At 66.2% G+C, this 11,986-nt stretch carries 12 protein-coding genes; 4 read left to right on the forward strand and 8 right to left on the reverse strand.

Going from position 1 to position 11,986, the window contains the following annotated elements; all coding sequences use genetic code 11:
* Positions 1-34: 34 nt before the first annotated feature.
* Together IB257_RS17490 and IB257_RS17495 are read right to left on the reverse strand one after the other, a co-directional pair.
* Positions 35-1,015, reverse strand: coding sequence for a tripartite tricarboxylate transporter substrate binding protein (locus IB257_RS17490; RefSeq protein ID WP_054450130.1), 981 nt, complete (start codon positions 1,013-1,015; stop codon positions 35-37).
* Between the two features lie 144 nt (positions 1,016-1,159).
* Positions 1,160-2,287: a mandelate racemase/muconate lactonizing enzyme family protein gene (locus IB257_RS17495; RefSeq protein WP_054450128.1), complete on the reverse strand. Its 1,128-nt coding sequence runs from the start codon at positions 2,285-2,287 to the stop codon at positions 1,160-1,162.
* A 158-nt stretch (positions 2,288-2,445) separates the two neighbouring features.
* Between IB257_RS17495 and IB257_RS17500 the strand changes: the two genes are divergently transcribed.
* Positions 2,446-3,324: a LysR family transcriptional regulator gene (locus IB257_RS17500; RefSeq protein WP_054450126.1), complete on the forward strand. Its 879-nt coding sequence runs from the start codon at positions 2,446-2,448 to the stop codon at positions 3,322-3,324.
* Positions 3,325-3,334: 10 nt separating this feature from the next.
* Here the strand turns inward: IB257_RS17500 and IB257_RS17505 are convergent, their stop codons facing one another.
* On the reverse strand, positions 3,335-4,531 hold the full coding sequence (locus IB257_RS17505; protein WP_175159471.1) for an amidohydrolase family protein: 1,197 nt from the start codon (positions 4,529-4,531) through the stop codon (positions 3,335-3,337).
* A 67-nt stretch (positions 4,532-4,598) separates the two neighbouring features.
* Positions 4,599-4,796 carry a hypothetical protein gene (locus IB257_RS17510; RefSeq protein WP_013391913.1) on the reverse strand — a complete coding sequence of 66 codons (198 nt, stop codon included), beginning with the start codon at positions 4,794-4,796 and terminating at the stop codon, positions 4,599-4,601.
* 191 nt (positions 4,797-4,987) lie between these two features.
* Here IB257_RS17510 and IB257_RS17515 point away from each other — a divergent pair, with 191 nt between their 5' ends.
* On the forward strand, positions 4,988-5,500 hold the full coding sequence (locus IB257_RS17515) for a hypothetical protein (protein WP_175159468.1): 513 nt from the start codon (positions 4,988-4,990) through the stop codon (positions 5,498-5,500).
* Positions 5,501-5,807: 307 nt separating this feature from the next.
* Positions 5,808-6,137, forward strand: a complete 330-nt coding sequence (locus IB257_RS17520; RefSeq protein ID WP_054450122.1) for a virulence factor — start codon at positions 5,808-5,810, stop codon at positions 6,135-6,137.
* Between the two features lie 242 nt (positions 6,138-6,379).
* Here the strand turns inward: IB257_RS17520 and IB257_RS17525 are convergent, their stop codons facing one another.
* The 4 genes from IB257_RS17525 to IB257_RS17540 form a co-directional block, all read right to left on the reverse strand.
* Positions 6,380-6,628 (reverse strand): hypothetical protein, encoded by a 249-nt coding sequence (locus IB257_RS17525; protein WP_082400638.1) that lies wholly within the window; start codon positions 6,626-6,628, stop codon positions 6,380-6,382.
* A gap of 232 nt (positions 6,629-6,860) precedes the next feature.
* Positions 6,861-8,219: a serine--tRNA ligase gene (gene serS / locus IB257_RS17530; RefSeq protein WP_175181159.1), complete on the reverse strand. Its 1,359-nt coding sequence runs from the start codon at positions 8,217-8,219 to the stop codon at positions 6,861-6,863.
* A gap of 42 nt (positions 8,220-8,261) precedes the next feature.
* Positions 8,262-9,602, reverse strand: a complete 1,341-nt coding sequence (locus IB257_RS17535) for a replication-associated recombination protein A (RefSeq protein WP_054450116.1) — start codon at positions 9,600-9,602, stop codon at positions 8,262-8,264.
* A 78-nt stretch (positions 9,603-9,680) separates the two neighbouring features.
* Positions 9,681-10,472 carry a deaminated glutathione amidase gene (locus tag IB257_RS17540; RefSeq protein ID WP_082400636.1) on the reverse strand — a complete coding sequence of 264 codons (792 nt, stop codon included), beginning with the start codon at positions 10,470-10,472 and terminating at the stop codon, positions 9,681-9,683.
* A 153-nt stretch (positions 10,473-10,625) separates the two neighbouring features.
* On the opposite strand from IB257_RS17540, the gene IB257_RS17545 reads away from it, so the two are divergent.
* Complete coding sequence (locus IB257_RS17545) at positions 10,626-11,897, forward strand: amino acid deaminase (protein ID WP_192492626.1); 1,272 nt, start codon at positions 10,626-10,628, stop codon at positions 11,895-11,897.
* Positions 11,898-11,986: the final 89 nt, after the last annotated feature.

Consider the following 11,986-nt stretch of genomic DNA (forward strand, 5'->3'; position numbering starts at 1 on the left):
GTGTCTCCATCAATTTCCGCTCGCAGCCGCCGTTTCAGCCTTCCGCCACGATCTTCGCGTCGCGGATGGTCTGGGCGTACTTCTGCTGCTCCTGCTTCATGAAGTCGGCAAAGCGCTGGACGCTGCCGCCGCCATCCTCCGCGCCCACCTGCGCCAGCTTTTCCTGCACATCCGGCATCGCCAGCGCCCGGTCGATGTCCTGGTTCATGCGCTGGACCATGGCGGCGGGCATCTTGCCCGGACCGACCATGCCGAACCAGATGCTGGCCTCGAAGCCGGGATAGCCCTGTTCGGCCACGGTCGGCACATTGGGGTGGCTCTTGGAGCGCTGCAGCAGAGTCTGCGCCAACGCGATCACCTTGCCGGACTGCACCAGCGGCGTGGCGGTGGTCATGCCTTCGAAGCAGTACTGCACGTGGCCGCCCAGCAGGTCGTTCATCAAGGGAGCCGAACCCTTGTAGGGCACGTGCAGCACATCAATCCCGGCGCGGGCCTTGAAGATCTCCAGCGCCAGGTGCTGCGCCGAACCGCTGCCGGCCGAACCGAACACGATCTTGCCCGGCTGCGCCTTGCACAGCGCGACCAGCTCGGGCAGCGTCTTGGCGGGCTGAGAGGCGCCGCCGATCAGGATGGTGGGCGTCTTTCCGACCAGCGCGATGGGCGTGAAGTCGCGGTCCACCGAATAGGCCAGCTTGGGCTGCAGGCCCGGCGCGATGCCGTGGCTGTTGACGTGCGCCATCAACAGCGTGTTGCCGTCGTTGGGCTGGCGCGCCACCTGTTCGGCGGCAATGATGCCGGCCGCGCCCGCGCGGTTTTCGACGATGACGGGAATATTCCACATCACGCCCAGCTTCTGCCCCAGCAGGCGCGCCAGCACGTCGGTGCCGCCGCCGGCGGGAAAGCCCACCACGATCTTCACCGGCCCCTGCGGCAGGTCTTGCGCCCGCGCCGCCGCCGGCAGGACCAGCGCGGCTCCCAGCGCCGCGGCGCCGGTCATGAATTGCCTACGTTGCATTGCTGTCTCCTCGCGCGCCGGTCCGATGGCCGGCGACTGGTTCTCGAAACTCTGTCACCGCTCACCGCAAGCGGCCGTCTGGCGCGGCCTGGCTGCGATGCTCCTGCGCTGCTGCGCGCGGCCGGCAGGCCGCGCGCCCTGCCCTCAACCAGCGACCCGGCTCCACTTGCCATAGCGCTCGACCATGCGCTCGTCGAAGCCGAAGCCCAGGCCGGGCTCCTGATGCAACACCACGCGCCCCTGCTTGTGCGTCAACTGGCGGTCGACCAGCCTGCGGAAGTTCAGGACCTGATCGTCCCAGAAAAATTCGACGTAGCGTGCATTCGGCGTCGCGGCGACCAGCGGCGCATGCACGTCATGGAACCAGTGCGGGCAAACCACGACGCCGTAGCTGGCAGCGGTAGCGGCGATGCGCTTCCATTCGGTGATGCCGCCGCAGACGGCGGCGTCGGTCTGCAGGATGCCGGCTGCGCCCTTGTCCAGCAGCTCCTTGTGATACCAGCGGCCGTAGCCAATCTCGGCGGTGGCGATGGGCAGGCGCGTCAGGCGCGCGAGCTTGGCGTGGCTGTCGATGTCGTCGGGGCCGAAGGGTTCTTCGATGAAGTACGGATCGTACTGTTCGAAGCGGCGGATGTACTGCATGGCCTGAGTCACGTCCTGCCAGGCGTTGTTGCAGTCCATCATCAGCTCGACGTCGGGGCCGATGGCCTCGCGCGCCGCCTTCAGGCGCGCCTCTTCCTCGGCCGGGGACAGGCGGCCGGTCTTCATCTTCACGGCGCGAAAGCCCTTGTCCACGTAGCTCGCCATTTCCTCGCCCAGGTGCTGGGGCGTCTTGCCGTCGAGGTAATAGCCGCCGCTGGCATAGGCCGGCACGGTTTCGAGCTCGACCGCGCCCAGGTACTTGTGCAGCGGCAGGCCGACGGTCTTGGCGTTCAGGTCCCACAGCGCGATGTCCAGGGCGCTCAATGCGCGCATTACCGTGCCTTGCCTGCCTTGCAGCAGGGCTTCCTGGTACATCGCCTGCCACAGGCCTTCGACGGCGAGCGAATCCTTGCCCAGCAGCACGGGGCCCAGCAGGTTCTGCACCGCGGCTTCGAAGATGGCGCCGCCGGCGCTGCCCACGTAGCAGAAGCCGATGCCTTCCACGCCGTCGGAGGAACGGACCTTCACCAGGCCGTAGTGCCGCGTGGACACGGTGCGGTTCGAAAACGAGGTGACCTTGTCCAGGGGCACCGCGGCGGCGCACACGTCTATGGATTCAATGATGGGCACAACTGGCTCCTTGGTAATCGGGATGGTCGGGCGGGGCCTGCGCGGCTTGCGGGGCCTCAACGCTCTGAACGTATTCTTGCCGCGGCAAAAGAAAACAACAATTATCTTCATCCATCTTTAGAATATGGAAAAAGCATCTTTTCAGGAGAAGCTGGTTCGTGGATTCGCGCTTTCTGCAAACCTATGTGCACGTGGTGGAGCTGGGTTCCATCGCCCAGGCCGCGCGCCACCAGGGGCTGACGCCCGCCACGGTGCAGCAGCGCCTGCGCGCGCTGGAAGCGGACATGGGCAGCGCCCTGATCGCGCGCTCCGGCCGCACCGTGAAGCCCACCCAGGCCGGCATGCGGATCCTGGAGCGCGCCCGCGCCATCCTGCGCGACGTGCGCGACCTGCGTTCGGCCGCGTCCGACACCGAACTGCCGGCGGGCCCTTTGCGCCTGGGCGCCACGCCCACCGCGCTGACCGGCATCATGCCGCCCGTGCTGCGCGCCTGGACCGCGCGCCATCCCCACATTGAAATCTACATAGAACCCGCGCCCACCACCCTGCTCTACGGCAAGGTGCTGTCCGGCGAACTGGACGGCGCGCTGCTGGTGCATCCGCTATTCGCCATCCCCAAGACCTGCGCCTGGCGCGACCTGCGGCAAGAACCGCTGGTGCTGGTCACGCCGGCCGACATGAAGGTGCGCGATCCGCTGGAAGTCATCGCTCGCGAACCCTACATCTGCTATGACCGCAGCGTGGTGGGCGGCAAGATGGCCGACGACTACCTGCGTGCGCGCAGCCTGCGGCCGCACGTGCGCTTCGAGCTGGATGGAATCGATTCCATTGCCAAACTGGTGTCGGAAGGATTGGGCGTGGCGCTGCTGCCGGATTGGGCGACCACCGGTGAACCGTCAGCCCGCGTCAGGCGCTGGCCCTTGCCGCCGCCCTGCCCGGTGCGCACCGTGGGCGCGGTCTGGCTGCGCTCCGGCGTGCGTTCGGCGCTGATGCAGGCCTTCGTGGAAATGGCCGAGACCCAGCTCGGCCTGGACTGAGCGCGGAAGATCAGCCCTGTGCGTTTGCGTCGCGGCCGTCGCGCGCCACGACCACGCCGCCCGACACCACCAGGCGGCGCGGCGCGCGCGTTGCCACGGCTTGCGCAATACAGCTGGCGTCGACCAGCACCAGGTCGGCGCGCGCGCCCGGCGCCAGGCCATAGTCCCTGAAACCACAGGCGCGGGCCGCGGCGGCGGTCACGCAATCGAACGCCCATTCGACCTCGTCGTCGCGCCGCAGGTCGTTGCGCAGCCCGATCAGCATGGCGCGCGCCAGCATGTCGGGACTGCCGTAAGGCGTCCAGGTATCGCGGATGCCATCGTTGCCGCCGAAGATCGTCACCCCCGCCTCGCGACAGGCGCGCACGGCCGGCACGGGCCGCGACGGCGGCGCGGTCGTCAGCAAGGCCACGTCCAGCGCGGCCAGCCGCCGCAGCAGGCCGTCCAGCCGCTTGGCGTCGACGCCGCCCAGACAGAAGGCGTGACTGATGACAACCTTGCCCTGCATACCCAGCGCCTGGACGCGGTCCAGGATCAGGTCCAGGGTAAAGGCGCCCAGTTCGCCCGGCTCGTGCAGATGGATATCGACGGGCTTGTGATGCTTGTCCGCCAGGCCGAACAGCACGTCGAGCGACCTCGCCGGATCGCGGTCGATGGCCGAGGGATCCAGCCCGCCCAGCACATCCGCGCCCTGCGCCAGCGCCTGGTCCAGCAGCTCGGCCGTGCCGGGCCGGACCAGCAGGCCCGACTGGGGAAAGGCCACGGTCTGGATCTCGACGCGTCCGGCCAGCTCCTGGCGCGTGGCGTGCACACCCTCCAGATGGCGCAGCCCGGCGTCGGTATCGATGTCCACGTGCGTGCGGATGCGGGTCGTGCCTTCGCGCAGGAAGGCCAGCGCCAGGGCGCGCGAATGGCTGGCCGCGTCATGGCCGCTGCGGGCGCGCCAGACGCGTTCGTTCTCGATGCGGTCGGTCAGCGCCGGGCCCACTTCGTTCACGTACCAGGGCGAATCCCAGGTGGTCTTGTCCAGGTGAGTATGGCCTTCGACCAGGCCAGGCAGCAGCAAGGCGCCTGCGCCGTCCTCGACAGGCATGCCGGGCGCGGCGGCGAGGCCCGGCCCGATACCCTGAATGCGCCCGTCGCGCACCAGCACGTCCACCGCGCCGCCTTGCGGGGCGCGGACATTCTTCAAAAACAGATTGGTCATGGCAGGATTCCAGGCGCCGCGCGTGGCGGCCGGCCTTGCGCAGACCAGGCGGCACGCGCCATCAAGCTCAGGCTTGGGGCGGTTCTATCCAGAAGAAACGTTCACCCTGGCGGACCATGTCGGCCACGCCTTCGGCGCCGATGCGGTAATCCGTACCCATCAGCGTGGCGCCGCCATCCTCATGGATATGAATGATGGCGAGCGGGTCATTTGCCATGGTGTACCAGTAGTAACCCGGCTTGAGATCATGCAGGTTCGTAGTCATGTTTCGAGTATACAAACATCCCCGCGCCGTATTCAAAAAGACACATAAATCCAGCTCATGCCTGACATGATGGCCTTGAGGCGGCATACTTCCCGATTCCAGGCCCAAACCGCCCGCACAGTAGGCATGCGTCGACCAGGCTGTCGCCGCATTGGCGCATATGCTTTGACCGTTGGAGGAACCGCGAGCGTATGAAAAGGCAGTCTCTTCAATTCAGCGAGCCGCTTAAACAAGCTGTTTTGGACGGCCGTAAAGTGCAGAGCCGGCGCATCCTGAAGCCGCAACCGACCAAACTGACCACGGTCTGGTATGCGGACGCCGCGGATTCCGGCAGATGGGTGGCCATGGGCCCGTCGCTGGATAATCCATCCGAATTGCGCAAGACCTCAAGCTGGGTCAGGTGCCCATTTGGAAAATCCGGCGACAGTATCGAATTGACCGACGAAGCCGGCAATACCTTCGCCACCGCCGTTATCGTGGGCGTGCGCGTCCAGCGCCTGCAAACGCTGTCCGAAGCCGATGCCCGCGCCGAAGGCACGCAAGCCCTGTACCAAAGCTCCGCCCTATTGCCGGGCGTGCCGCTGCAGACCGCCTTCGCCTTGACCTGGTGCGAGCGTTACGGCTCGCACGCCTGGGCAGCGAACCCGTGGGTCTGGGTGGTCGAATTCCGTCGCCAACAGGCCGATGGGGAGCGGGACGCCTAGCTCCTGCCCCAAAAAACTGGTGCGCCCGCGCAACGTCGTTACGCGGAAACAGGGGCGGATGGTGACTGCCTGTAACCTGGCCACTCGGCTTCACCTGATTCCAGGCGATTTCAATCCATTTCAATCGCGGCCGCATCAGAGCGGACTCACGCTGTTGCGTAGCAGCAAGCCGCATGCCATATGGGCGGGGACGGTTGCGGATTGTCGCGATTGACGCGGGCCCGCTTACGTCTGCCTGATCGAAAAGCCCGAAAATGGCATCAACGAATACTCAACTTTGCTGCGTCAAGCGGCAGGCAGGTGCAAGATGAAAAAATGGCTTATCGCTGGTGCTGGTGCCGCTGGTCTGCTGATCTCCAGCGTCGCCCTGGCTCGCGTGGACGTCGGCATCTCGATCGGCATACCGGGGGTCGTATACCCCGCGCCGGTCTACGTCGCGCCGCAGCCCGTGTATGTGCCGCCCCCGCCGCCCGTCTATTACCGCCCCGCGCCGGTGTATGTCGCGCCGCCGGTGGTCTACCCGGCGCCGGTGTACTACCGCGGCGGCGGCCGCTATTACGATCGCGGCTATTACTATGGCCGCGGACGCGGACATGACCACCACCACGGCCGTGGTCGCGGACACGACCGCGATTAATGCGTGACGGCCGCCAGGCGCCGGAAAAAGCAAAGGCCACTCTTGCGAGTGGCCTTTTTTTCTGCGGGGCAATGTCCGGTGCCGCGCGGAAAGCACCTCAGGCTGCAGGAGCCTGCACGGGTTTGCCGACCAACACCACCGGTTGCTGCGGAGCCTTGCTGGCTTTGGCATCGCTCCACCGCGGCGTTTCCTGAACGAGATCGATCCAACGGCGGGGCTCGCTCGACGACCGCCACCAACCATTATGCGGACGCATGGGCAAACTCCGGTTCACCGTTGAAACGCACGCCGTTGATGCCCTGGAACAGTTGCAGGCTTTCCTGCTCGGCTTCGTGCAGGCTCGAAAACGGCGCCTGTCCGGGCACGGTCCAGCACTTTTCCGGCGCGGTGCCGCCAACCCGGCGCGTCCATATCTGCACACGGTAGCCCTGCTCGTCTTCCTGAGCCACGGAGCATCTCACACGAAAATCTCCAATCATTCTTGAAGTCATGGGCAACTCCTTGTTATTTAAGTGAATGAAGCGTGTAGCACACGGGGCATATTGTGCCGTAACTATCCGGCCCTTTTATTGGAATACACAATTGCTCACATCATAATCAAACACTCGCGCAGGCAGCTTAAAGGCCCGAGGCGACAGGAATATGTACAGATAATAAAAAAAAACGGAGCCCGAAGGCTCCGTCTTTTACTCCGCCAAATGACGGATGGACAGCTGAAAAGCGTCAGGCTTTCGGTGCCGGATTCAGCACCGTCAGGCCGCCCATATAAGGCTGCAGCGCCTCCGGAATCAGCACGCTGCCGTCTGCCTGCTGGTGGTTTTCCAGCACGGCGACCAGCGCGCGGCCCACGGCCAGGCCCGAACCGTTGAGCGTGTGCACGTATTCCGGCTTGCCCTGGGCATTGCGGAAGCGCGCCTGCATGCGGCGGGCCTGGAAGGTTTCGCAGTTCGACACCGAGGAAATCTCGCGCCAGGTGTTCTGCGCGGGAAGCCACACTTCCAGGTCATAGGTCTTGGCCGAACCGAAGCCCATGTCGCCCGTGCACAGCAGCACAACGCGGTAGGGCAGGCCCAGCAGTTGCAGCACGCGCTCGGCATGGCCCACCATGTCTTCCAGCGCCTCGTAGGACTGATCGGGCTGGGTGATCTGCACCATTTCAACCTTGTCGAACTGGTGTTGGCGGATCATGCCGCGGGTATCGCGGCCGCCGCTGCCGGCTTCCGAGCGGAAGCACGGCGTGTGCGCCGTGAGCTTGAGCGGCAGGTCGGAAGCGGCCTGGATGGTGTCGCGCGCCACGCTGGTCAAGGTGATTTCCGAGGTGGAGATCAGGTACTGGTCTTCACGCACGTACGGCTTGCCCTGGTCATCGACCTTGGGATCGTCGTCGCCGCCGCCCTTGGACACCGCGAACATATCGTCCTTGAACTTCGGCAGCTGGCCCGTGCCGTACAGCGTCGAGGCATTGACGATGTAGGGGGTGTAGCACTCGGTGTAGCCGTGCGTGCCCGTCTGCAGGTCCAGCATGAACTGCGACAGCGCACGGTGCAGGCGCGCAATCGGGCCGCGCATGAACGAGAAGCGGGCGCCGGACAGCTTGGCGGCCATGTCGAAGTCCAGCCCCAGGGGCTCGCCGATGGCGACGTGGTCGCGGGCCTCGAACGCCAGGGCCGGCGGATTGCCGTCGGCGCCGGCCGCGCCCGGCAGCCAGCGGCGCACTTCGACGTTGTCGTCGGCGGATTCGCCCAGCGGCACGCTGGCGTGCGGCAGGTTGGGCACCGACATCAGCAGTTCATTGAGCGGCTGCTGCAAGGCGGCCAGCTCTTCTTCCAGCTGCTTCAGGCGCACGGGCACGGCCTGCGATTCGGCCATGACGGCGCTGGCGTCCTCGCCCTTGGCCTTGAGCTGGCCGATCTGCTTGGCCAGCGCGTTGCGGCGGGCTTGCAGGGACTCGGTTTCAGTCTGGACGGCCTTGCGGCGGGATTCCAGCTCATTGAACCGTTCCGTGTCGAAGGACACGCCACGGCTCTTGAGGCGGTCTACGACGGTTTGCAGGTCTTTGCGCAGCAGTATCGGGTCTAGCATGGTGATATCGGTGAGGTTGCGTGAAGCAACGGGCGACGCCCGTTACCGTTTCTTGGCGCGTTCCTGTGCGTCCAGCTCGCGCAGGAATGCCAGCTTTTGCTGGATTTTAGCCTCCAGGCCGCGATCGGTCGGCCGATAGAAGGAGGGATTGAGTCCATCGGGGAAATATTGCTCGGCGGCGGCGTAGCCGTGCGGCTCGTCGTGCGCGTAGCGGTAGGCCTTGCCATGGCCCAGCTGCTTCATCAATTTGGTGGGCGCATTGCGCAGGTGGATCGGCACCGGCGCGCTGCCGTGCTCGGCCGCGAACTTGCGCGCCTGGTTGTAGGCGTTGTAGACGGCGTTCGACTTGGCCGCGCAGGCCATGTAGACCACCGCCTGCGCCAGGGCCAGTTCGCCTTCTGGCGAGCCCAGGCGTTCGTAGATATCGGCGCCGTTCACGGCCAGGTCGGTGGCGCGGGGATCGGCCAGGCCGATGTCTTCCACCGCCATGCGCACCAGCCGGCGCGACAGGTATTTGGGATCGGCGCCGCCGTCGATCATGCGGCAGAACCAGTACAGCGCGGCGTCTGGGTTGGAGCCGCGCACCGACTTGTGCAGTGCGCTGATCTGGTCGTAGAACGCGTCGCCGCCCTTGTCGAAGCGGCGCAGGTTCTGCGACAGCGAGATCTCCAGCCAGGCCGCGTCCACCGTATCGCGGCCGGCGGCCTGGGCCGACTCGGCCACCACTTCCACGGCGCTGATCAGGCGGCGCGCGTCACCGTCGGCCCAGGCCGCCAGCTGTTCGCGCGCGTCGGCCTCGACATGGATGCGCTCGCCCTCTTCCAGCCCGTCGTTCAGGGCCTGCACGGCGCGGTCGACCAGCTGTTGCAGCTCCTCGGCGGTAAGCGATTGCAGCACGTACACCCGCGCCCGCGACAACAGCGCCGAATTGACCTCGAACGAGGGGTTTTCGGTGGTGGCGCCGATGAAGGTGAACAGCCCGCTTTCCACATAGGGCAGGAAGGCATCCTGCTGCGCCTTGTTGAAGCGGTGCACCTCGTCGACGAAGAGGATGGTGCGTCGTCCCTGGCCCTGCGCCACCTGCGCCACGGTGACCGCGTCGCGGATGTCCTTGACCCCCCCCAGCACCGCCGAGATGGCGATGAACTGCGCGTCGAAGCCGTCCGCCATCAGGCGCGCCAGCGTGGTCTTGCCCACGCCTGGCGGCCCCCAGAAGATCATGGAATGCGGCCGGCCCGAGTCGAAGGCGACGCGCAGGGGCTTGTCGGGCCCCAGCAGATGCGACTGTCCGACCACGTCGGACAGGGTCCGCGGGCGCAGCCGCTCGGCCAGGGGCACATAGGGCCGATGCGCAGGATCGGCCGCGAAGAGATCGTTGCTCATTGGCAGAAGATGAGGGGAGACAGCAAGTAATTCAAGCCAGCATTACACCATGGCGCGGGGCTGCCTCCCTTAGCGGTCCTAGGCCAGTCCCGGCGGCGCGAAGCGCCGGTTCGCCAGCACCGGCAATACCTTGCGGGCATGGGCCAGGCGTTCGGGGTCGATATCGGCGAAAACCAGAGCCGGGGCTTCGCCCGCCCGCGCCGTCACCACACCAAGCGGATCCACCACCATACTGCAGCCGATGTTGCGTTCGCCGCATTCGCCGGTGGCAGCCACATAGCAGGTATTTTCCAGCGCGCGCGCCGTGACCAGCACTTCCCAGTGCATTTCCTTCAACGGGCCGCGAACCCAGGCCGCCGGCAGCACCAGCAGGTCGGCGCCGTCCAGCGCCAGGCGCCGCGCCAGTTCGGGGAAGCGCACGTCGTAGCAGGTCATCAGGCCCACGCGCAGGCCGCCGATGTCCAGCAGCGGCGGGATGTCGACGCCGGGCGTGACGTTGGTGGATTCCTTCATGTTGAAGGCGTCGTACAGGTGCAGCTTGCGGTATTGCGACAGGATCTTGCCGTCTTGCAGCGTCACCAGCGTGTTCCAGACCCGCCCTTCCCCGGTCGGCACATGCACGCACATCATGGTCGCCAACTGCGAGCCGCGGCTGGCTTCCAGCAGGCGGCTCATGAAGGGACCGTCCAGCGGCTGGGCAGCCTTCAGGACGATCTGCGGATCGGTGATGTCGCGGGCCAGGATGCCTTCGGGCAAGACCAGCAGGCCGGCGCCGCCGGCGCGGGCGCGTTCCATCAAGTCTATGCAGACCTGGGCGTTTTCTTCCCAGACGCGGCTGACGGCGAACTGGCCCAAAGCAACTTTCAGCATGACGCTTCCTTGTGTCGGAGGTTTTTCCTATTGTCGCGCCAACCGCCGGCCAGCGCCGACTACGGGAAACTCCTAACTCCCGCTTGTAAATTCTTTTCACGATAATGAAAAAAACCAGGTTTGACGTAAATATTTTCCATAGCAGGCGCCCCCATGACGAACTCCTCCTTCCCCGCAGCCCCCCTGGACGTGAACGGCAAAGGCCTGGGCGCCTTTCCGGAATCCTGTACCACCGCCGGCGTGGCGGCGCTGAACTGGAACCTGCTCAATGAGGACGTCAGCCTGCCCGTGGCGGTGCTGTACGAAGCCCGCGTGCGCCACAACCTGCAATGGATGCAGCGCTTCATGGAAGCGTACAAGGTCAAGCTGGCGCCGCACGGCAAGACCACCATGAGCCCGGCTCTGTTCCAGCGCCAGATCGCCGGCGGCGCCTGGGGCATCACGCTGGCGACCGCCCCGCAGGTCCGGGCCGCCTACCAACATGGCGTGCGCCGGATCCTGATGGCCAACCAGCTGGTGGGCCGCGCCAACATGGCCATCATCGCGCACCTGCTGCGCGACCCGGCCTTCACCTTTTTCTGCATAGTGGACTCCCCGGCCAACGCGGCCCAGCTGGGCGCCTACTTCGGCGAACAGGGCCTGACCCTGCCGGTGCTGATCGAGCTGGGCCCGCAGGGTGGCCGCACCGGCGTGCGCGACGACGCCCAAATGCGGGCGCTGGTCGACGAAATCGGCAAATGGCCCGGCCTGGCCCTGGCCGGCATCGAAGTCTACGAAGGCGTGCTGCAGGAAGAAGACGCCATCCGCGCCTTCCTGCGCCGCGCCGCCGACGCCCTGCGCGGCCTCGCCGCCGCCGGCCGCCTGCGCAAGAACGGCCCCGCCCTGATCTCTGGCGCCGGCTCCGCCTGGTTCGACGTGGTGGCCGAGGAATTCTCGCAACTGGACATCGGCGCGCCGCTGGAAATCGTGCTGCGCCCCGGCTGCTACCTGTCGCACGACGTCGGCATCTACCGCTCGGCCGCCGAGCGCATCAACGCCCACAATCCGGTCGCGCAAAAGATGGAACCCGGCCTGCAGCCGGCCTTGCAGGTCTGGGCCTACGTGCAGTCTCTGCCCGAACCGGGCCGCGCCATCGTCGCCATGGGCAAGCGCGACGCCGCCTTCGACGCCGGCCTGCCCACGCCCGCCGCGCTGTACCGCCCCGGCCGTGACGCCGCGCCCGGCCAGGCTCCCGGCCACTGGAAGCTGAGCGCGATGATGGACCAGCACGCCTTCATGCAGATCGGCGCAGGCGACGACATCCAGGTCGGCGACATGATCGCCTTCGATATTTCCCACCCGTGCCTGACCTTCGACAAGTGGCGCCAGGTGCTGCTGGTGGACGAGCAATACCGCGTCACCGACGTGGCCGAAACCTTCTTCTGAACGGCCCTGCCCGCCGCACCGCGCCGGTACCCGGCGGGCAGGGGGAATCGCGGGATTCCGGCGCAAACCTCTAATTACTACAAGCAAAA

It is taken from the genome of Achromobacter sp. ACM03 (genome assembly GCF_014851665.1).
GTDB classification, from domain to species: Bacteria; Pseudomonadota; Gammaproteobacteria; order Burkholderiales; family Burkholderiaceae_B; genus Achromobacter; species Achromobacter aegrifaciens.